At 42.7% G+C, this 22111-nt stretch carries 16 protein-coding genes; 1 reads left to right on the top strand and 15 read right to left on the bottom strand.

The features are described from left to right. Positions 1-301: 301 nt before the first annotated feature. The 5 genes from IH597_09860 to IH597_09880 form a co-directional block, all read right to left on the bottom strand. Complete coding sequence (locus tag IH597_09860) at positions 302-925, bottom strand: DUF4386 domain-containing protein (protein MBE0662763.1); 624 nt, start codon at positions 923-925, stop codon at positions 302-304. A gap of 16 nt (positions 926-941) precedes the next feature. Next, complete coding sequence (locus tag IH597_09865) at positions 942-1871, bottom strand: NAD(P)-dependent alcohol dehydrogenase (protein ID MBE0662764.1); 930 nt, start codon at positions 1869-1871, stop codon at positions 942-944. A 334-nt stretch (positions 1872-2205) separates the two neighbouring features. Beyond that, complete coding sequence (locus IH597_09870; protein MBE0662765.1) at positions 2206-2469, bottom strand: GIY-YIG nuclease family protein; 264 nt, start codon at positions 2467-2469, stop codon at positions 2206-2208. Continuing rightward, positions 2445-3545, bottom strand: coding sequence for a site-specific integrase (locus IH597_09875; protein ID MBE0662766.1), 1101 nt, complete (start codon positions 3543-3545; stop codon positions 2445-2447). Before IH597_09875 ends, IH597_09870 begins: the two co-directional genes overlap by 25 nt. A 1315-nt stretch (positions 3546-4860) precedes the next feature. Then, complete coding sequence (locus tag IH597_09880; GenBank protein MBE0662767.1) at positions 4861-8325, bottom strand: carboxypeptidase regulatory-like domain-containing protein; 3465 nt, start codon at positions 8323-8325, stop codon at positions 4861-4863. A 579-nt stretch (positions 8326-8904) separates the two neighbouring features. Here IH597_09880 and IH597_09885 point away from each other — a divergent pair. After that, positions 8905-10773, top strand: a complete 1869-nt coding sequence (locus IH597_09885; GenBank protein ID MBE0662768.1) for a glycoside hydrolase family 13 protein — start codon at positions 8905-8907, stop codon at positions 10771-10773. Positions 10774-10806: 33 nt separating this feature from the next. Here the strand turns inward: IH597_09885 and IH597_09890 are convergent, their stop codons facing one another. The 10 genes from IH597_09890 to IH597_09935 all read right to left on the bottom strand — a co-directional run bounded on the left by IH597_09890 (position 10807) and on the right by IH597_09935 (position 22107). Further along, positions 10807-11244: an SRPBCC family protein gene (locus IH597_09890; GenBank protein ID MBE0662769.1), complete on the bottom strand. Its 438-nt coding sequence runs from the start codon at positions 11242-11244 to the stop codon at positions 10807-10809. 50 nt (positions 11245-11294) lie between these two features. Then, complete coding sequence (locus IH597_09895; protein MBE0662770.1) at positions 11295-11996, bottom strand: SDR family oxidoreductase; 702 nt, start codon at positions 11994-11996, stop codon at positions 11295-11297. A gap of 96 nt (positions 11997-12092) precedes the next feature. After that, the gene (locus IH597_09900) at positions 12093-13430 is read right to left on the bottom strand and encodes a TolC family protein (protein MBE0662771.1); all 1338 of its coding nucleotides are present in this window, start codon (positions 13428-13430) and stop codon (positions 12093-12095) included. Next, positions 13427-16531 carry an efflux RND transporter permease subunit gene (locus tag IH597_09905; protein MBE0662772.1) on the bottom strand — a complete coding sequence of 1035 codons (3105 nt, stop codon included), beginning with the start codon at positions 16529-16531 and terminating at the stop codon, positions 13427-13429. The genes IH597_09900 and IH597_09905 overlap by 4 nt, the downstream gene beginning before the upstream one ends. A gap of 12 nt (positions 16532-16543) precedes the next feature. After that, entirely contained in the window at positions 16544-18046 is a 1503-nt protein-coding gene (locus IH597_09910) for an efflux RND transporter periplasmic adaptor subunit (protein ID MBE0662773.1), read from the bottom strand. A 73-nt stretch (positions 18047-18119) separates the two neighbouring features. Continuing rightward, on the bottom strand, positions 18120-18395 hold the full coding sequence (locus tag IH597_09915) for a hypothetical protein (protein MBE0662774.1): 276 nt from the start codon (positions 18393-18395) through the stop codon (positions 18120-18122). Between the two features lie 231 nt (positions 18396-18626). Beyond that, on the bottom strand, positions 18627-19049 hold the full coding sequence (locus tag IH597_09920; protein ID MBE0662775.1) for a hypothetical protein: 423 nt from the start codon (positions 19047-19049) through the stop codon (positions 18627-18629). 44 nt (positions 19050-19093) lie between these two features. After that, complete coding sequence (locus IH597_09925) at positions 19094-20335, bottom strand: hypothetical protein (GenBank protein ID MBE0662776.1); 1242 nt, start codon at positions 20333-20335, stop codon at positions 19094-19096. Between the two features lie 21 nt (positions 20336-20356). Continuing rightward, positions 20357-21136, bottom strand: a complete 780-nt coding sequence (locus IH597_09930) for an outer membrane lipoprotein-sorting protein (GenBank protein MBE0662777.1) — start codon at positions 21134-21136, stop codon at positions 20357-20359. Between the two features lie 53 nt (positions 21137-21189). After that, positions 21190-22107 (bottom strand): hypothetical protein, encoded by a 918-nt coding sequence (locus IH597_09935; GenBank protein ID MBE0662778.1) that lies wholly within the window; start codon positions 22105-22107, stop codon positions 21190-21192. Positions 22108-22111 lie beyond the last annotated feature (4 nt).

Here is a 22111-nt window from a genome sequence, read left to right on the forward strand (position 1 = left end):
GAGTTCCCTTTCAAAAGTTCAACTTCATTGTCGCAATATTCCTGTTTGTCAAACTTGTCAACTGTTTGACAGGAAGTCAGAATGAGAACAACTATTATTTGAATCGGAATTTTCATTTTTTTAAATGGTGGCTAACGGTCGCGTGTATGAGCCGTTGCGTGATTCAAAGCGCTTTATAGTCTAGGTAGCACAAGGTAACCAAGAGTAATACCCACCGCAAACCCGCTACCAGCAATGGCTTATACACGCTGTTATAGCCCGTTTTTCTTAATTTTCAATTGTTTGTACTGTTAAAATATCATTACTTTTTAATGTTGTTCTCTATTTTGTCATACGCAGAAACGATTGCTGATGAACTAAATCCTTTAATAAAAAGCCATATTGGGAAAAATAATTCAAATAAACCTCCTGGAAGATATACCAGCATACCTGCGCCATCATTAATATTAAAAATGCTAAACATATCCAACACAACTCCGAGAAATAACATTATATACCCTATTATTCCAAGTCCGGACAAATATCGCGGAACAAGTATTGATAGATATAATAAATAAGAAAATATAAGACCTCCCAAGGCAGTGAAAACAAAAATTATCATTTCGTATTTCCACATAAATTCTAATAGAGATAATAAGTAAATTCCGCCAACGATTATAATTGTACACTCAATAACCCTGAATATAACATATCCAAGAGCTATTCTTTTGTTAAACAGTTTTAATATCGGAAACATTAAAACTCCAATGCCAACAACAGCAACTCCACAAATAATTTCAAGAATAACACCCAGAATTAATGGGAATTTATTTTGAGTTTCATCAATGAAAAAAGATTGTATCAGGTTACTTCCTATCATAAATGTTAATGTCGAAACCAGAAATAATAGTCCGACAATTACTGCAATTTTTTTTGTTGATTTCATTCTTTTAATTTTTAAACTATATGGTAATAATTACATTCCCTTTTTTGTGTCCTTTGTCAACATACCTGTGAGCCTCTACTATTTGTGCCATAGGGTAACGTTTGTCTATTACTGATCTTAGCTTTCCTGCTTCGCAGAGTTCTTTGAGAAAGATCAGGTCTTCAACCTTCAACTTAACGCTGCCTGACATAGAAAGAACGTTAAGATAGATTCCGGACTTCACCAGGGATTTTTTACGTTTTGAAGATTTAATCTTGCCTACAGCATCAAAAATAATGTCATAAGTCTCACTGCTTTGTGTAAAATCTTCCTGCGTGTAATCAATAACCTTATCGGCTCCCAGTGATTTCACAATTTCCAAATTCGCAGTACTGCATACTCCTGTAACTTCCGCCCCAAAGTGCTTTGCAAGCTGTATTGCATAAGTACCAACACTACCGGAAGCTCCATAGATCAATAGCTTATGTCCTTTCTGAATTTTTGCTTTCCTAAGATAAAGCAAGGCGGTAAATCCACCATTAGATAACGGGGCGGCTTCCTCATAGGTCATATTAGTCGGTTTTTTTGCCATGGCCCCGTCTTCAGGCAGACAACAATACTCGGCATAACCACCAAATCTCATCTCGGTAGATGCAAAAACGGGATCACCTTTTTTATACAACTTTACATCTTTGCCCACTGCTTCAATATCTCCGGACAACTCCATTCCCAGTATTTTTTTTCTTGGCCCCGTGAAACCTATCATTATACGCATCATGGGCTTGAAAAAGAAATCTCTGACAGGTCCTAACCCGGGCTTAAAACTTCGAAGTTTAGTGTCCCCTATGTGTACTGTTGTTGCATGAACTTTTATAAGTACTTCATTATCCTTAGGTACTGGTTTTACTACTTCTTTCATCTGAAGAACTTCCGGTGGCCCGTATTTGTTGCAAATAATTGCTTTCATTTTTCCCATATCATTTAATGTTTTAATTTGAGTGTTTGCTACATTTGTAATGACGCTCAACATTAATCTAAATCAACTTTATAGTCGTGATCAATTTGTCTGGCAGTTTTTAAAATGGGCTATAACTCGTTTATAGATACGGACTTTCCGTACAAAGCCTCCGCATTTTGGTATGTATTGTACGGTTCATACTGTTTTCTGATTTTTGTTAGATGGTAAAAATACGCTTATTCTGTTTCAAAATTAAACACTTTTACAAATCATCAAAAGGCGATTTAATCTTTTTCAGGCTTTTCTCCGAAACATGTGTATAAATCTCAGTTGTCTTGCTGCTTTACCCCGTAGGATAAAAAAAGTTACGTAACCTGTTCTTAATATATATTTTGCCATTTCCTGACTTAAGATACTTCTCTCTTCTTGTTGCATCTTGCTGGTTGATGCATCCTTCAAAGTATAGTAGCTCTAATGGCACTCGATTTTTGGTTGATGGCACTTTACCCTCATTGTGGAACTGCAATCTTTTCTTCAAATCAGAAGTGTACCCTGTATAGAGCAATTCATCATTTTTACTTCTTAATACATAGACATAGAAAAACATACTACTTCATTTTTAATCCAACGGGGTGAATGACCTAATAATTCTTGTATAAACCTGATATCCGTTCCACTTTCAAGCAAATGAGTCGCGTAACTATGCCTTAGCCAGTGCAGCGTGGCAGGCTTCCTTATAACTGCTTTTTTCACAGCTGCCCTGAACACTTCCTGCAAACTGGTGGCTGAATACTGTTCTCCAGGCTTTTGCCCCTCAAACAACCAAACCTTTGGCCGGTAAGCTTTATAATAGCTTCTCAACATCTCAATGACTTTTGCTGAGATTGGCACAAGCCTGTCTTTCCTGCCTTTTGCATTCCGGATCGTTAGCATACCTCTTTTTGAGTCAACATCGCCTGGCTTTAGGTTCAGCAATTCGCTGCGCCGCAATCCGCAGGCATAAATAAGGCTCAGCATGGTGCGGTGCTTCTGGTTCACTGACGCATTTAAAATTAGAGCAACTTCTTCTTTGCTCAAAACATTGGGCAATTTATACTCCCGCCTGGGTCTTTCAAGCTTGTCAATTTCTATCCGGCTCTTTACAATCTCCCTGAAAAATAACTTAGTGGCATTCACTACCTGGTTCTGAAACGAAAAACTCAAGCCACCGGGGATGATATGGCTATTCACATAGTTTACCATATCATCATTGCTTATTTCGGTAAGCGGTTTATGGGAGTTAAATTCAAGAAAACTTTTGATGGAGCCAATATAAGTATTAATAGTGGATGCACTATAGCGCTTATGCTGCATCCATAACCTGAAATCCTCAACCAGCTTTCCATTTTCCCCGCTTAGAGCCTTTTTCAGATTTAAAGGACTGTCTTTGGTCTGAACCACCGGATTCTGATTTTCCCGTTTCAATGCGTTGTAATCAAGATAAGCATGTGGCTTTAGAGCCTCAAAAACAGCACCCAGGTTGAAATCTTCCTTCACAATATACCATCGCTGCCTGGAAACGCTCCACCTGGCACATCCCAGGGCTTTTACAATTTGTATCAATTGCTGGTCTTTGGGAAATAGCAGAAAAACTACTTCCCATTCATGGTGTTTTCCAGGTTCTAATGTGATGGTAGACTTCAAGCTTTCTCGTGTTTGGGGCGTGAAGATGAAATATGCAGCCAATGTATGAAAAAATTTGTTTTCCAATCAAAACCTTTTCAGCTTCTTGTTAATACCTGAGAAATGACATTGAGAGTGTGAGAAGGTGGGAAGAGGGGAAGATGGGAATATGAGAAACGGAGACTGGGAGAGTGGGAGAAATGGAGTGTTGGAGTGATGGATTTGTTAATTCAAAATTCAAGATTTATGATTCGTAAATCTACAAATAACAACAATGTCAAATTTGAAATTTTGGAATTTGAGCTTTGAGTCCACTCCGAAAAGTATATCTGCCCCTAAATCTCCTAAAGGGGACTTCCACAAAGTGCTGATTTTTAGCGTTTCTCCGCCGCGGCGGATCAGGGGTTAAAAACGATAAAAATCAGCAATTTGTGACTTTTTGGAGTGGACTCAGCTTTGGATTTTAAACTTTAGTTTGAGTAGTGGAGTGATGGAGTGATGGAGTATTGGAATTTACGACTTCAGATTTACGATTTTAGATTTAGCACGAATGACGCGTTTGGAATTGGGATTTATTTTGGATTTTGGATTTTGAACTTTGTGGATGGGGAGAAGTTGGGAATATGAGATAGTGAGAAGAGGAGAAACTGAGAAAATTGGACCGGAAAACGAAAAAATTCTCAATTTATCGTGGATCAAACAAGGGATTTCCGGGGACCTCCTAGGGGTCATCTAGGGGTCAACTAGGGGTTTTGCAGGCTTTGCTAACATGTATAATGCTGTATATCTGTTGTTTAACAGCCAAAAACAACTGCTAAGTCCCCGGAAAGTCCCTAGCGGGTCCCCGGAAATGAGGTTGGAGGCTTTGACAAATTGGGGGAGAATGGTTGATTGGTTGATTGGTTAATTGATTGATTGGTTGGAGTAGTGGAGTAATGGAGTAATGGAATGATGGAGTGATGGAGTGACTTGTCCGCCGAAAGCACGGGCTTGTGGGTTGATAGCGGATGGAATGTGGAAATGTTGTGAATAAGTTTGCTAGGAGCGAGTCCCCCTTGGCGAAGGGGGTTAGGGGGATTGACTTTCTAAATCACTGAAGTAATGGAGTATAGTAGTTGATTGGTCAACTGCTCAATTTGTTAATCGGTTAATTGATAGATTGGTTGGATAGTTAAATGGTGGATTGGTTAAGACGTTGAGACGTTCAGACGTTCAGAGTCGAACGCCCAACACCGAACCATCACTTTGACCAATTGAGTGACCGTATCATTGAACTTTGAACCTTGAACCATGAACATTGAACCCGAAACACCGAACGCCAAACGCCAAACAATTCTTAATCAACGATCAGCTTTTCGGATGCTGTGCTGCTGCCTGAAGTAACGCAGATCAGGTAAACGTCACGTTGAGATAAGGTAAAGTCCAGTTTAATCGTATTCTGGTTTGTCGAATTCCTTTGCAACATGAGTTCTCCGGTCATACTGAATACCTGGATGATTGATTCCGCTTCATAAAGCTTTTCTGAAAGTTCTATAGTGACAATGCCGCTTGCCGGATTGGGAAAAATCTTAAACAAGCTGGAATTATCAGTTAGTAATTCAGGCTTGCTAATGGCGATTGGTTCTGACAGCAGGATTGAAGCGCGTTGGGTGCAGTAATCTTCAGTTTCGGTGATCCTGGCGAGCAGATAGCCACCAGCCTCAACTAAAGTTTCTTCGAGCAGGAAAATCTGCTGCCCTGCCACCAGGTTGACAGTTCCGCCGTTCTGGACAAGGAAATCAGAAACCAATATGGTTTCGGTGGCATCGTAACAAACATCGCTTTCATTGCCGACCGTTTCATGCTCTATGAACCGCTCTATTGGAACATCAGGACCAACAGGCACGCCTGTAGTTTCAATATCATCAATATCCCAATACCAGCCATAACTGCCGGTAAAATTCCATTTAAACCTCACGTTTTCCTGTCCGGCAACCTCCGGGATCGCAGCTTGAAAAACAGTGGGATTGGGAGTGGTAGCAATCCATTCTTCAAGTAATACCCAATTTAGCCCGGCATCAATTGTATAATACAACGAAGCGGATGTGCCGGCATACTCCCTGAAATAATGCACAAAAGAAAGGCTGACTTCTTCGAAACCCGAAAAATCAAAGGCCGGGCTCACAAGATCCGTATTCTGCGCATTGCCTATACCGAAACCATCGCTGTTCAAAAAGGCATAATAGCCGGTGGTGCCTGTTAATCCTTCGGTGTGCAAACCGAATTCCCAAACCTGGCCGTTGCCTTCATGATCCACAATTTCCCAGCAGCCTGGAAGCGAAGGCGCTGCATCAAAGTTTTCGGAAAACGAAGGGACAAAGTACATACACATTGTTTCGAAGGTTTCCGGGCCTCTCCAGATGCTTCGCTCCTCCCCTTCGCAATGCGACCTCACATAAAAATCGTATCCGGTGGAATTGGCAAGTTCACTCACTTGTAAAAATGTCTCAGTTAAATCAGCTATTAACTGGCCTTCGGTAAGCGGGTCAAAATCTTTTATTCCAATCTTCAAATCCCATACTGTTTCGTCCGAACCTTGTGTCCAGCTTAAGAGCGCAGAAGTTGGTGTGATGGCAGAGGCCAGCAGGTTAAGCGGCGGACTGCAAACATCAGATGGAGGAAATTCAATGAAATCAATCCATGCGCGATCCTGGCCCGTAGATACTGAACCATCTTTTGAGTATGTCCATCTGAAGTTGTTCAAGCCGGGCTGTAAGGCATAGCTTGCTTCGGCCCAGCCGGCAGCGCCTGACCAGGAACCTTTTTGTACGTCATTGATGTAAAACCTCAGGAAATCATAATCCTCCTCCGATGAAACCTTGTAATAAAACGAAATAAAGCCGTTGCTTTCAACGTCAAGCGAATACATCATGGACGAGGACTGGGAATGTGAGATATTGCCTGAGCGGGCTGCATATTGCCCGTGCCAGGCATCATCATCAGCAATAAACCAGTTTGCATTACCTGAAAAAGTCCATCCCGGTCCAAACACCCCTATTTCGAAACTTTCAGCTTCAGCGGCAGTAAGTTGAAAATTAAAGACATTGTTTCCGCTTGTAATCTGAACCGTTTCCTGCTGACTATAATAATTGCTTTCACTAACATGGATCGTATAAGTACCTTCATAAACATCTTCAATTAAATAATAACCATTGGCATCGGTATAAACTGGATCAACAGGTGCACCCATCAATTCAACTGATGCATTGGCGATGGGCTGGCCGTCGGCAATATCATACACATGGCCGGAGACATTAACAAATTGACTTTCAGCAAGTTCAACGTTCAGCACCGTTTGGCCGCTACTGTTGATGGTTACATTCTGAAAGGTTTGGGGCAAATAACCAAACAATGAGAAAGTAACTGTATAATTTCCATCGGGAAGCAAACGAAAATAACGGCCAAAATCCTCATTGCTTTTATACGGCTCACGATATAAACCTGTATTATCCATGCCTTCAACATACACTTCAGCCATAAGGGGTTCATCGGTGGTAGCGTCAGTTACCAGTCCTGTAAGCGTGGATTGATCAACCCGCTCAAGCAAAATCAGCGCTGCTTCAAGGTTGTCTTCGCAAATCTGTATAACCTGGCTTTGAGGAGGAATAAACTGGGTAGCCAATTCAATGGTATAGCAAAATATTCCATGCTCCCCGTAAGCATAATCATCGGTAACGCCTGCTGCCGGATACAGCGCCCAAGAAGGTTGCGGGGTATAGGTTCCTCCATTCAGTTTAGGAATTGTCTGAGCCATTTGCGTTCCCAGAGCTGCCAGCGCAGTGGCATCGGGGGCAACGGCATTTGAGACATAGCCATAAGGCCAGAGTACAAGCTGACTGTAAGTATGATAGGTAATTCCAGCAACAAAATGCCTGTCGAGCATCAGGTCACGCATGGCCTGCACTTCCGGTTCTGAAAATGCAGAAGGTCCGCGGTATAACATGCTGGATGGTGTTGCACTTGAACCTTGGCCGCCCCATTCCCAGCCGTAGTTTCGGTTGGGGTCAACACCATCGGGATAGGTGGAGAATGAACCGGGTGTAAGTTGGCCGTTGCTGTTGTTGTCACGGATGTTTTTGCGCCAGTTCTGATCAATCTGATCAAGCACGATTTTATGGCCGTCAGGATTTACAATGGGTACAAACCAGATTTCTTTTGTGTTGATGCTGTTGGTGATATCGGGATCGGTCCCGTATTGCTGCAGCAAGTGGTTCAGGATATAAAAAGTTACTTCCGTGCTCAGTGGTTCGCGGGCATGGTGAGCGCCCATGTAAAAAACAGCCGGTTTGTCTTCGTCCAGTTCTACATTCGATGAAACCTTCAGCGCCCATATATCGTGCTGGTAATTCACGTAATTATTGTTTCCGCCATCATAGTATTGCTTGCCACGGCTGTCGCCCAGGTCGTAGAGTTTGCAAATGGCCGGGTAGGTGTTTGCAATTTGCTGCAATTCAGCCAACGCAACCGGGTAGGTGCGATAACCCGGAATATCGGTCAGAACCGAGAGGTTGCTTAAGATGTCCGATTGGGTTTGAAAAACACGAAACTCATAACCGATCCTGAGCAGGCGCTGAAATTCTGTACTATCCACAACAATATCAAGGTATTCGCCAGGGTGATAGGAGGCAATGTCATATTCGTTTGTGAGGAAAAACTTCAGCGCCTCGCGCGAAGGATTATCGAGCCTAATGACAAGGTTTTCCTGGGCTGTGATCAAAGTGAATAGTGACAAAAAGAAGAAAAGAATTGTAATTTTTTTCATGGCTTAGAATTTTTGAGTATGGCAAAACACGGCAATGAGAGTGTAAGCTGGAAACGTTTTTAGATTGCAGAGTGTTGCAGGACTTTATTGCACCTATAATACAAAGATCGTAAACGAATTCATAATGAAATGTTAAAACTCAAATAATAATCCTTGAGGTTCCTGGTAATGTCTGACGGATTTTTTTTACCTCAACTAAATATACCACTAAGACACTGAGAACACTAAGATTCACTTAGTGGTTCTTAGTGAACTTAATGGCTCAGTGGTAAACAATCTTTTGGCACCGATATCGAATCATCGGTGGTCGGTAAAATAATAACAATACAACCGATCATTTAATTGTGAAACCTCTACGAGGCTTTTGTATTAATTGGTTACTTTTTGCTACAATAATGTATCGCCTACAGCGAATCTACTCGACAGCGAGGCGGGTTCCGCGCGGATACAGTATTGTAGTTTAGCGATAAACCACTAAGGCACTGATGACACTCAGATACACTAAGTGGTTCCCGGTGAACTTAGTGCCTCAGTGGTAAAAATATTGGTTATTTTTGCCGTTATAAACCCCTTGAAGAAATGAAAAGAACCAAGTCTTTCTTTTTGCTGCTGATCCTTCCGCTTTTTATATCGGCCCAAAAATCACCTTTGCGTGTTGAACCTCCATTCTGGTGGGCAGGCATGTATCATACCGAATTACAGATTATGGTTTACGAACCCAATATCAGTGCTTTAAAGGTTCACATTAATCATCCCGGAATTATTGTAAAAGAAGTAGTTTCGGTTGACAGCCCGAATTACCTCTTCATTTATCTTGATGTTTCCCAGGCTTCGCCGGGTACTTTCCAGATAGATTTTCTGGATGGAAAGAGGGTTCGGTACTCTTATCAATACGAACTCAGAGAACGGGATGAAAACGCCAGGTTCCGCGAAGGTTTTGATGCATCAGATGCCATTTACCTGCTTATGCCCGACCGCTTTGCCAATGGCGATCCCGGCAATGACAATATTGAGGGCATGCTTGAAAAAGCAGATAAGAATAATCCCGATGGGCGGCATGGCGGCGATATTCAGGGAATTATCAACCACCTCGACTATATTGAAGACCTGGGTTTTACGGCCATCTGGATCAATCCGGTTTTTGAAAACAACCAGCCACGTTACTCTTACCACGGCTATGCCATCACCGATTTTTATAAGGTTGACCCCCGGTTCGGAACCAATGAGGATTACCGCCGCTTGGTTCAGGAAGCAGAAAAAAAGGGAATTAAGATTATCAAGGACATGATTTTCAACCATTGCGGAAGTCAGCATTGGTGGATGACGGATTTGCCTTCGAAAGACTGGCTGAACCAATGGCCGGAATACACCCGCACTTCGTACCGCATGAGCACTATTGTTGATCCTTATGCTTCGCAGACCGATTACAACATCATGGTAAAAGGTTGGTTCGACAGCAATATGCCTGATCTGAACCAACACAACCGGCTGCTGGCAAAATACCTTAAACAAAACACGGTGTGGTGGATCGAATTTGCCGGCATTCATGGCATCCGCATGGACACCCAGCCTTATGCCGAAAAAGATTTCACGGCTGACTGGGCACGTTACATTTCAGATGAATACCCATATTTCAGGATTTTGGGTGAGGCCTGGATGGGAATCCCGGCCATGGTAAGCTATTACCAGCAAGGAAAAATCAATCATGATGGTTATGATTCAAATATTCCCAGCCTTTTTGACTTTCCGTTATATGATGCCGTTCGTGAGGCCTTCAACGAAGAACCCGGTTGGGACAAAGGATTGATGCGGCTTTACAATATGCTGGCCCAGGATTTTCTATATTCCGATCCCTATAACCTGGTAGTGTTTCCTGATAACCATGATGTATCACGCATCTTCAGCAGCCTTGATCAGGATCCTGAAAAGCTTAAAATGCTGCTCACTTTCATTTTCACGACAAGGGGCATTCCGATGATGTATTATGGCACAGAAATTTTAATGACTGGTCTCGAACACAAAGGACATGGCGGTATTCGTATGCCGTTTCCGGGTGGATGGCCGGGCGATGAAACCAGCGCTTTCAGCAGCGATGGCAGGAGCTATGAACAAAACGATGTTACCAACCACATCAGGAAACTGCTCCAGTTCAGGCAGCTGCAGCCTGCATTTCACTATGGCTGGCTCAGGCATTTTATCCCTCATGACAATGTGTATGTATATTTCAGATACAATCAAGAATCAACCTTTATGGTGGTGATCAACAGCAACGCGGAAGAGAAATCATTAAACTCCAAACGCTTTACCGAAGCAACCAAAGGGTATCATGTGGGCAGGGATGTGATCAATGGCTTCGCCTATGAGATTGATAAGACCTGGAACGTGCCCGGAAATACAGCCCTGGTGCTTGAACTTAAATCCAGTTTCATGCCTAAAATTCTTGATTGAGCCGTCATCATTCGTTCTAATCAGGCTTCTGGATCATAGAAATATTTTGTCCATTTGCCGTGAGCGGTATTCGAAAATATTTTTCAACTGACGCCTTACCAGCCAACCAACGAACCAACGGCCTATCATCCCGAGTGGCAGTTTGTAAGAAACAATATCGGTCATTTCAACTCCCTCAGGCACTTCTTTGATGATGTGCTGGTGATGCCAGAAACGGTAAGGTCCGAACCGCTGCTCATCAATAAAAAATCTCTTTTCCTGAACCTGTGTGATCTCAGTCACCCAGCTTGCATTGAAAAACGGCAGAGGCTTCACTTTATAGCAAATAATTTGTCCGGGATACATTTTATCACCATCCAGAGATGAGCGGTATGTGATCCTGAAATCCATCTGGGGTGGAGTTATTTTAGAAAGGTTCTCAGGCAGTGAAATAAAATCCCATGCTGATTGAAGATCAGCCTTGATAAGCATTTTGCTGGTAAGTGTAAACAAACCAGATTGATAACTGAAATGCAACATAGTTAAACAAGATTAAGGGTTGACATTCCTCCATCTACACCAATTACCTGGCCTGTAATCCACGCACTTTTTTCGCTGATCAGGAACTCTGCCATCGCTGCGAGATCTTCAGGTTTGCCTATTTGCTTCATAGGATTGCGTTGTACAATGCTATTTTTCCGATCCTCAGTTGACAGAAGTTTTGAAGCCATTTGTGTATCCGTCAGGGATGGCGCAATGCAATTCACCCTGATGTGCGGCGCAAACTCAGCGGCAAGCGAACGGGTCAAACCTTCAACAGCCGCTTTTGCACTGGCAATGGAAGCATGGTAAGGCATGCCAACTTTTGCCGCAACTGACGAAACCATGACAATCGAGCCATTTCCCGATTTACGTAGAGGCCGGTAAAATGCATTTATGGCTTTTACAGCGCCCAGGAAATTAATTTCGTAATCGCTCTGGAAATCATCAATCTTCAATGAGTTGAATGGCTTTAGGTTGATAGTTCCGGGGAAATACAGCAATGCGTCAACTGATGAGGGTATTTCGCTTGAATTAAATTCATCTTTGAGAATATCAAACTGCTTCCATGTAACATTACTTTGTTTATGAAAAAGGTCTTCAGATCTTGAATAAACCAGCAGAATCACATCCTGATTTTCCAGGCTTTTAATAAGTGTTTGAGCGATGGTGGATGATCCACCAATAAGTGCATAGGTTTTCATCTTCATTTTCTTAAAGGAACATGAGAACCCGAATATTGTTTAAATAATATTGGAATATAGTTAAACAATAATATAAAAAAATGATTTTGATTTAGGTTAATCAAGATACTTATTCAGCCCGGCAAGGGTTTGGTACAGTTCCAATTCCATCTCCAATAGATTATCAACACTTTGATAATAATAAGACAGTTCCAGCAGATAATTGGTCAGGCTGAGCTCTCCCTGCTCCCAGGCTCTTGCCAGCAGTTTGGTATTGTCAATTGACTGCAAAAGCCTTTCATATTCCTGAAGACTTGCATTCAAGCTTAAGGCTTGGGCATGTTGTGCTTTTAGCTGATTATAAAATTGCAATTTCTTGTCATGTTCGCTGCCCTGCAAGGCTGATGTATGGGCCTTTGTATATCGGACTGTATTTTTATTTTCCCAGAGCGGAATAGAAATACCGATGGCAAAACCTCTGAACTTTTCAAGAGTGAGTATTTCACTCACATATCCGGTATTAAAGCCTGGCAGGCTCAAGGCCTTTTGAAGTTTTTCCTGTTTCCGGTTGATCTCAATCTCCTGGCTCAGCCACTTCAAAACCGGGTTTCTCTCTTCTGCCTGTACATACCACTGTTCAAAATCCTCACTTAATGATATAGGATAAAACGAAGTATCAGCCAATTGAATTTGAATACCTCCATTGAGGCCGGCAAGTTTATTCTGCAGTGACTGTCGTGTTATTTCAATTCTTTCGGCTTGATTTTGCAGACCAAGAAAGTTCAGCTTTGCCTTATTGAGTTCAATTATATTGGTTTCCCCTGCATCAAACATTGTTTCATAGGCATTCGCCATTCGCTCTGCATGTTGAAGACGCTTCCCGATTTCTTGTGCCCTGATGTTTGCATTGATTAATTCCAGGCAAATCAGGCGGGCTTCAAACAAAAGTTCGCGTCGCTGATTTTCAAACTCCAGCAGCAATTGGTCATTGCGTGCATTGGCAATACGGGTTTTATGCAAATAAGCTGTCGGAAAATCAAATTGTTGTCGCAACGAAATATTGGTTTTATTTCCAATCCCATCCGGGTTTCCCGCAAACCATGCATATTCAAATTCCGGGTTTTGCAGATAGATACCTGTTTTGTTTGAAATGCTTTGTGCATCTAATTGCATTTGCAAGGCAGCCAGCCCGGTATTGTTTTTTTCAACTTCCGCCAGCACACATTCAACGCTGTTTTGAGCAAAAGCATTAACGCACATCAGGAAAGTAAAAGTGATTAACAACAAGAACTTACGAACCAAAACGTACTTATCGACCACGTTTGCGATGTTTTCCAGTTTCCCGTTTACGTTCCCATTGCAATTACAATCAGATCTTTGCCAACTGCATTTTGCCAACTGCCAACTCATTCCAAAAGGGCTATTCTTTGAAACAGATAAATCTAGCGTTTTCATTGTATTTTTTCATTAAAAGATTTATGGTTGTTCAGCATGCTGTACACAATAGGAATCAGGTAGATATTGAGTAGTGTTGAAGTAAGCAATCCACCCAGTATGACTTTTGCCATCGGACTCTGTATTTCATTACCGGCCATATCATCAAAGTATGCAAGTGGTATCAAAGCCAGCCCTGTAGTCAGTGCAGTCATCAAAATAGGATTAAGCCTGTCAACCGATCCATGAACAACACTATTAAAAATATTCGAACCTTTGCTTTCGAGCCGTTGATACCTTCCGATGAGTAGGATGCCATTCCGGGTTGCGATCCCAAAAAGAGTGATGAAACCGATGATGGCCGGGATGCTTAAAACACCCGACGTAATCCAGAGCGCAAATACACCCCCGATCAATGCCAGCGGAAGGTTAATAAGAACAACTGCTGAAACTCTTAAATCTTTAAATTCCTGGAAGAGCAATAGAAAAATGACACCAATGGCCAGGATAGATGTCAGTAATAAAATCCGTGATGCAGTTTCGGCACTCTCAAACTGCCCACCAAATTCAATGCGGTATCCTTCCGGAAGGCTAACATTCAGCGCAATTTGTTCTTTGATCTGATCCACTGCCTTGCTCAGGCTGCCACCAGAAACATTGGCTGAAACCACCAGTTTTCGCTGCACATTCTCCCGGCTGATTGTATTGGGCCCGCTTGCCGAAACTATTTCAGAAACTTCAGCAAGCGAAACATACTTGCCGTCAACCGTTTGTATCAGCGCATTGCTTACACCCTCAATATCCTTTGTATAATCTTCATTCAATCGCAATACCAGGTCAAAGCTGCGTTGCCCTTCATATATCTCAGTCATTTTTTCTCCGGCAAAAGCCCACTCTACAAAGTTGGTAAAATCATGCATTGGAATACCGTAATAAGCCAGGCGATCCCGATTGGCACGAATCTGCAGTTGAGGCACAACAATCTGTTCTTCAGTAGTAATATCCACAACATTGGGTATATCTGCAATAGCTGCTTCAATGCGCTTTCCTGTGGTATACAATGTGCTCAGGTCATCCCCAAATATTTTGATGGCAATATTGGCTCGTGTTCCGGAAATCATATGGTCAATGCGATGCCCGAGCGGCTGACCAACAGTAAAGGCAACACCAGGGATTGAAGCCAGCTTTTCTCTTATGTCTTCCATGAATTCTTCGTTCGGACGGTCCTTGAGAATGAAATTAATATCAATTTCCGCACTATTGGTTGCCTGCGAATGTTCATCAAGCTCTCCCCTACCGGTGCGACGGGCTGTACCAGTAACTTCAGGGATGGTCAGCACTGCTTTTTCAAGCAAGGTTCCAACCTCGTTACTTACCTCCAGCGAAACACCTGGCTGAATCACGGCGCTGATGGTTAGAGCGCCTTCATTGAATTCCGGAAGGAAACTTCTTCCCATATTGCTCAGCACCAACATTGCGATCGCAAACAGGGCTACTGAAGCCAGGATAAATTTCTTCTTGTTTCGAAGTGCCTTCCGGAGTGATTGTTCATAAATCCGGGCCAGGTTACGGCTTAACCAGGGTTCACGGCGGGCGGCTTTTTTAAGGCGTTTTTCGTCCGTCAGTAAGTAATAACTCAACACAGGCGTAAGCGTCATGGCCACGAGTAAAGAAGTTGCAAGCGAAACAATGAAAGCAATGCCCAGTGGTTGCAGCATCCGGCCTTCCATCCCCGAAAGGAAAAACAATGGTACAAAAGCCACGATGATAATCAGCGTGGCTTTGATTATGGAAGAGCGGATTTCTTTGGATGTATCGAACACTATTGTGAGGACAGGCGTGCGTTCAGCGGGTAGCAGCAACACATTTCGCCGAAGGTGCTTATACACATTTTCCACATCAATGATAGCATCATCAACTAGTGAACCAACGGCAATAGCCATCCCGCCAAGACTCATTGTATTGCTATTCAGGTTCAGTAAATGCAGCACAATAACCGCCGAAAGCAAGGAAACCGGTATGGCTATCAATGAAATGATTGTGGTTCGGAAACTCATTAAAAACAGTAGCAGAACTATAACTACAAGTATGGCCCCTTCAAATAATACCTTCTTAACATTGTTGATGGCTGTCCTGATAAAATCAGCCTGACGAAAGATGCTGGTATCAACTACAACATCAGGAGGAAGTGAAGACCTGAGTGCATCCAGGTTATCCTCAATTGCCTGTGTAAGTTTGATGGTGTTGGCATTGGGTTGCTTGGAGATGGAAAGAATTACTGCCGGTTTTGCATCCTGCGAACCATGCCCCATTTTTACTGCAGCGCCAATCTGTATTTCAGCAACATCATTCAGGCGGACCGGCTTGCCATCAACATGTTTGATTAGCGAGATACCCAGCTCCTCAAGGTTGTTGGTTCGGGCCATGCCACGCACTACAAACTCATTTCCATATTGACGAATGACGCTACCCTGCGAATTTAAGCTGATACCCCGGCAGGTTTCTTCAAGTTCTATCAAACTCACTCCATAATGCATCATCCGATGTGGATCAGCCAACACCTGGTATTGCTTATAATCTCCTCCAATGATGGTTACTTGTGCCACGCCGGATGTTGCGAGTAAAATCGGTTTAATGTCCCAGTCGGCAATGGTGCGTAAATCCTGCATGCTGGTGCTGTCGGCCTGCAGACCAACAAAAACTATTTCGCCCATCACAGATGTTTGGGGAGCCAGTATTGGGGCTCCGATACCGGCAGGCATCCTGGGTGCAATTTCCACCATTTTTTCACTTACAATCTGCCGTGCCCTGAAAATGTCAGTACCCCAGTCGAACTCCACCCATACAAAGGAGAAACCCTGTGAAGAAACCGAGCGAACGCGGCGCACATCAGTAGCCCCATTTACAGCCGTTTCAATCGGGAAGGTTACCAAACGTTCCACCTCCTCGGATGCCATGCCATGGGCATCAGTCATAACTACAACTGTTGGAGCCGTTATATCCGGAAACACATCCACGTCCATATTGGAGGCAATCTGGATTCCACCCACCATTAAAATGATGGCCAGAAGAATGACCAGCAGACGGTTGTCGAGCGATAAGTGTAAAATCTTGTCTAACATAAGCGCTCCTTTCTAATGAACATGGCCTGAATGTGGGTCAATATTGCCTGATACTGCAGCCATTTTTACCATTAGCGCTCCGCGGCTCACCACCCTTTCGTTATCACTAAGACCACGTAGAATCTCTGTAAACATTCCGTCTGTTTTCCCAATAAACACTTCCCTTTTCTCAAAGCTCTCGGGATGAATTTGTACAAAAACAAAATAATTGCCCTGTTCCTCAATCAAGGCAGTAGTCGGAACCACCAAGCTGGTATTTGTGTCAGACGTTTTCAGAAAAACATCCAGCAGCGTTCCGGTATGCCAGCCGGGCAGGTTGCTTATTTCAAGGTAAACCGGTAACAGATGACTATGCGCAGTTGTATTCTTCGCCCAAGACAAAATTTTCCCGTTGAGTTCTTCCAGTGTATAGATTTCCCCATCGCGGCTTGAAATATTCACGGTTGCGAGCTCGGGCAACAAGCGGCTATAACGTTGCTGAACCTCTGCCCTGATGATTATATCATAGTTCCGTACCACCTTCGCAATGGGTTGGCCTGCCTCAACATATTGCCCGTGCTGAACAAATAACTGAGCCAGGTAACCATCAACAGGACTTTTTATGGATTGCCCGCTTTCTGAGAAATTCTCCGAAAGATTATCGAAGATGGCCTTTGCGTTATCAAATTCATTTTTTGCCTGCAAAAGATCGCGCTGGCTCACAATATTGGCTTCGGCAAGCGGGCTCAAACGCTCATAATCAGCTTTAGCCTTTTCAAAGTTATTGCGCGCTTCACGGTATTGCTGCGTTGGACTACCTTCGGCCAGTCCTTCACCTGAAATATTGATTAAAACTTCACCTCGTTGCAAATCAACACCTTCGTAAAGATTGTTATTTACAAACCGTATTATACCACGCGATTGAGCGCTAAGGGTGATTTCATCTCCCTGGGCCGGCATTACCTCCCCTACTGTTTTAACTACTACCCCAATGGCTTTGTGTTCAACCGGAGCCGTAGCAAAACTCACCAGCCACGACTGTTCCTTTGTAAAAGCAATGGCAGCGGGATGCTCCTGAATCAGATCCTCTGCGGCATGAATGGCATCATGTTCATTGTCAAACACAGGGTAGCTGCCTCCATCAAGACGGTACTTTACACCTTTATACTCCAGATCAAACTGAACCCTCGCCATGCCGGTGGTCTGGGGCTGCAGGCGAAAGCGATAAATCCCGGGTTTGTTTGGAGCATCAAGCGTATGCCTTATGCCATTGCTGCTGCTTACCAGACTGACTGTTACTGTCCCTTCACTGAATGGTTTGAAATTTTCCAGATGGGTAAAATGTGCCAGTATTTCGGATGTTTTGCCCTGCACAAAGGGATCAGCTTCGGCAAATACCTCGAAACTTTCGTTATAGGCTATTATAAACAGCTTCACCTCATCATGATCGTGATCATGAGTGTCGTGTTCAGCCTGCTGATTTCTGCAAGCTGAAATCGCAAATAATATGAATAAGATGACAAGTATTTTTTTCATTGTCGTGTTTGATTAGGCCGGCTGGATCAGCACCGGAAAATGAAATCCAAAGAATTCTATAAACTGAATAGCCTTAATGTTTGTGTGGATGTTCGTGATCATGGTCATGATCATGGTCATAGTTATGAATTGTATCACCATCGTGTTGATGATTATCCTCCATCTCTTCAACCTCAAATGATTCCTGGCCTTCAGGAATGTCTTCATGCTCATGGTCATGACCATCATGCGAATGCTCTGTGCCATCGCTATGGGAATGTGTTTGGTTACCGGTATTATTCTGTGTGCCTGAACCACAGGAAGCAAGAATAAAAAACAAAAATGCAAGTGGGAAAATAAATTTCTTCATGATTTTATCTATTTAATGATTTTGAAAAATGGAAAGGTTAAACGTTAACTTGTAAATAAACAAGTGATGCTGTCTCAAAACCACTGAATTTGCTGTTTTTTGTTATTCTGAGCGCAGCAAAGAATCTAATAAACAGTCTAATAGAGTTCCTTCTCCGAAGCGGCGGATCAGGATGACAAGATTCGACCGTTAGAGACAGCCTCTTTTCAAAATTGAAATGAGTGAAAGGAATTAAAAAACAGGGGGAGCACGCAATCCTGCTGAAAGACTAATGAATGCGCGATAGAAATTTGTTTTTTGCGGGTGTTGTCGGAAAAGCAAAGGCAACAGAAACTTTGAATAGTCAAATTCAGTGTTTGTTATTAATGCCGGGCTTTGGCTACCAGAATCAAGAAAAGAAGTGCAGCAGGAAGAGATAATTTCGTCGAACCGCGAATTTGCAGGAATAATTAATAAATCAGCCAATGAACAGCAAGCCTCATTTTCATCTGCAGATCGCTGCTCATTTTCTGAATCATTTGAATGATGGGTGGCGCAGCTTCCATGCTCAAAACAAACATGATCATCATGATGGTGATGAGGGATCACATCATGAGCTAAAAGAATCAGGTTTGCAATGACAAGTAATGATATTGAAACTACTTTGCTTAGCATAACAGTATTGAAAACACAAAAGTAGTTAATTTTAGAGAATTAACTCAAAAGCTGTATTTCAGCTTGGCATAAATCATATCATTTTCATGGTACTGGCCAAAACGGCCTTCAGTGCCTGTAAAGATATTGGCGCCCAATTGTATATTTATTCCATCGGCAAAGGAATAAGTGGCCTTGGGGCGGATCAGAGCATCACCGTTGTTCAGCCCTATATAAGTAAAAAGTTCCAGCCATAGCTTCTCGCGCATAAAATCACGGCGTGCAAGAAAGGTCATGGTGCTTTCAAATTCATCATTCTGGATTTCGGGTTCATAATCAAGGGTGTATTCCTGTATGAACTGAGCGCTGAGCCATATTCCAGCCAGGTTGTAATCTATACCGGCCATGTAGTGAAGGTAGTTTTTTTCAACCGTTCCATCTTTGTAAGCCGTATTCTCAGTCTGGAACATTTTTCCATTATAATATGCCCCTTCGCCTCTGATTACGAATGGACCGGCAGTGGTGCTGAGACTACCGCCTCCCATGGCCAGGCGATGGTGCTCGGGTCTTACTATTAAACCGTTGAGTTGCATGGTTTCCAGATTGATCTGCCTGCTGATATGCAATGCAGGATCATCATTCCAGAAATAGCCCCCGACAAGCTCAAAATCAATTTTTGAACTCATGTGTGAATAACGAGCAAAAAACTCGCTGTTATCAAGTTTCGGCGTTACTTTTTGTTTGGAATAATCAAACTCCGGCTGAATGGGATAGTTCATTGAGGGCCGCCAGATGGATCCTTCAGCAGGAATTTGTGTAGGTGTAAATACCGGCACCCAGACAAATTCAAAAGTGCTGTTGCCGGCATAATAATTTGCTTTTAATGAAGTAATGCCCATGCGGATCTCATCAAAATCGGGTAAAAGGAATTCGCGCATATCCTTGGGCGATACCACATCGGTAATAAATACGCCTTCTGCCTTGCCGTAGATAATCTGTTGACGGCCAATACGGAAATCCATGTTCTTAAAATACAGGTCAATATAAGCCTCGCGCAGGCCCAGCTCCAACTTTTCGTCAAAATAGTGGTATAGATAAGGGTTCACATAAAATGCGGCACTTTGGTTACGCCCCTCCATTTTGAGGTTCAGTGTATTCTGTGAAATTGATAATTCATTATCTCCACCGGTTAACACGCCGGTATAGTTCCTGGCAAAACCCGAAAAGCGGATATTGCCTTCCTGCGCCCAGGCTACCGTAGAAAGTAGCAGGGCGACATTGATCAGAATCAGGAATTTAGTTTTCATTTTTTAATCCTTTCTTATAAATTATAATCCCATTGTCATGGCCCGTTCGGTGAATTGATTGTCAGAAAGACCTTTATTAATTTCAACCTTGCTGAAGTGAATATCGGTACGATGATCTTTCTGTACATTTTTCATTTCAGTTTCAAGAATAACCCAGAATCCCTCGATCTTGTCAAATTTTTTAATGTTCAACACTTTCAACAGTTTTCCATTTCTGTCGTAAAACTCCCGCTTCAGGCCAAGAAAATTGTCTTTCATCACCCAGGTAATTGTTTTCGAATACATGTACGTTGCGTCTTTTGGTACACTTTCCACCACGTAGCTAGCCTTACCGTTAATTGTTTCCTCACGTAGAAGCGTGTGAGTGTCTTCGTTAGGGTGGCGGTCGCCCATATCGTCATAGGTGAAATCTGAGCCCATAAAATAATCGCTCTTGCTGTCGCTTGAAATTCTTCTTACACGCTTTAGCGCAGGAAGGTAGATCCACTGGTCATCGTCGCGGCCATCGGTATAACTCCAGTTCATGAATGAAGTATTGCGCACATCGGCAGGCGAAAGAAAGAACATGATCTTCTTTTCAACATCATCATAATTCTTTATAAATTGCTTTAGTTGTCTTACCCTTTGATCCCCACGAGAATTTGTCAGGGTCATTGTCAGCTCACCCTGCATATCCTCTCCTGTGGGGTTGTAATAAACTTTTTCCATGATTTGCTGCCCGCTCATTTGGGCAGATACACTTATCGTGCTTGTCATCAAAGCCAGTATGGCTATGCTCATAATAAATTTTACTGTTTTCATTTTTTCTTTTTTTTAATTGTGTAACATTATTGAAATAAAAATTTGATTTATTGCTATTTAAATGAATAAGCCTGTAATCCGAACCTTAAAGCCCATATCCGTCTGTCGAAAAACATGTTGTAGTAATCCTTGCCCGAATAAAAATTGACGAACAGGCTAACATCTTTAAGAACCTGTGGCTTTATCGCGAAATTCATAGAGAAGTTGAACCTTTCTTTCAGACTGAATGCATGTGCATTATTGATTTCACCAAACATCCATGTGGTTTCAACTTTGGTTTGAACCCTCGGTTCGCAGAAACCTTTATCAGGCGTTCTGAAAATTCTGAAGCTGTTATGCCACCTCACAAAACTATAGTGCCCTTCAAGTTCTTCGCTGCGGCCTATGTTGGGATGGAATTCTATAGCTGTGCGGAAATAGTCGTTTGCGTTGTCGAAAGGAACCAGGATATTGTTGAAAAATACTCCAAACTCCATATAATTGGTTGAGAAATCGCCGCTCCGTCTGTTTATTGAACCATCCTCATTGTAGAAACTATCCACCTGTCCGTTTGAATGGTGGGCAAGGGTAAGATAAAGATAGCACGGCTTCAAATGATTAATACTAGTAACATCCATCAGGTGATAAAAGGTTACATTGGGTATGTAGCCTGGTGATCTAACCGGGAATGAATATTCGGCTTGCATACGAAATAAGATGGGTGTCGAAACTGTTGCTCCCCAGCGTGAATCACGGCTGGTTCGCAATAAAAAGTAGGGCGCAACCAATGCCTCAAAAATCAACGGTTCAAGATTGCCCAATCCCTGGCTGAATGAAATGTAACTATCACTGTGATTCGCCCGGATCAGGCTGAAAAAATTGCTTTCCTCATCTCCACGGCCATCCAATATATCCACTTTCTGAGCCTGAAGCATTGTATAGCTTACAAGCACAAAAAGCAAAATGGACAATATTTTAAAGATGGTTTTCATCACA

This window comes from Bacteroidales bacterium (assembly GCA_014860575.1).
GTDB lineage: Bacteria > Bacteroidota > Bacteroidia > Bacteroidales > JAAYJT01 > JAAYJT01.

What these genes read in the sequence shown, in the direction of transcription:
- IH597_09860 (MBE0662763.1), bottom strand. Translation starts at nt 925, where the DNA reads ATGAAATCAACAAAAAAAATTGCAGTAATTGTCGGACTATTATTTCTG.
- IH597_09865 (MBE0662764.1), bottom strand. Translation starts at nt 1,871, where the DNA reads ATGAAAGCAATTATTTGCAACAAATACGGGCCACCGGAAGTTCTTCAG.
- IH597_09870 (MBE0662765.1), bottom strand. Translation starts at nt 2,469, where the DNA reads ATGTTTTTCTATGTCTATGTATTAAGAAGTAAAAATGATGAATTGCTC.
- IH597_09880 (MBE0662767.1), bottom strand. Translation starts at nt 8,325, where the DNA reads ATGAAAAAAATTACAATTCTTTTCTTCTTTTTGTCACTATTCACTTTG.
- IH597_09885 (MBE0662768.1), top strand. Translation starts at nt 8,905, where the DNA reads ATGAAAAGAACCAAGTCTTTCTTTTTGCTGCTGATCCTTCCGCTTTTT.
- IH597_09890 (MBE0662769.1), bottom strand. Translation starts at nt 11,244, where the DNA reads ATGCTTATCAAGGCTGATCTTCAATCAGCATGGGATTTTATTTCACTG.
- IH597_09895 (MBE0662770.1), bottom strand. Translation starts at nt 11,996, where the DNA reads ATGAAAACCTATGCACTTATTGGTGGATCATCCACCATCGCTCAAACA.
- IH597_09900 (MBE0662771.1), bottom strand. Translation starts at nt 13,430, where the DNA reads ATGAAAACGCTAGATTTATCTGTTTCAAAGAATAGCCCTTTTGGAATG.
- IH597_09905 (MBE0662772.1), bottom strand. Translation starts at nt 16,531, where the DNA reads ATGTTAGACAAGATTTTACACTTATCGCTCGACAACCGTCTGCTGGTC.
- IH597_09910 (MBE0662773.1), bottom strand. Translation starts at nt 18,046, where the DNA reads ATGAAAAAAATACTTGTCATCTTATTCATATTATTTGCGATTTCAGCT.
- IH597_09915 (MBE0662774.1), bottom strand. Translation starts at nt 18,395, where the DNA reads ATGAAGAAATTTATTTTCCCACTTGCATTTTTGTTTTTTATTCTTGCT.
- IH597_09920 (MBE0662775.1), bottom strand. Translation starts at nt 19,049, where the DNA reads ATGCTAAGCAAAGTAGTTTCAATATCATTACTTGTCATTGCAAACCTG.
- IH597_09925 (MBE0662776.1), bottom strand. Translation starts at nt 20,335, where the DNA reads ATGAAAACTAAATTCCTGATTCTGATCAATGTCGCCCTGCTACTTTCT.
- IH597_09930 (MBE0662777.1), bottom strand. Translation starts at nt 21,136, where the DNA reads ATGAAAACAGTAAAATTTATTATGAGCATAGCCATACTGGCTTTGATG.
- IH597_09935 (MBE0662778.1), bottom strand. Translation starts at nt 22,107, where the DNA reads ATGAAAACCATCTTTAAAATATTGTCCATTTTGCTTTTTGTGCTTGTA.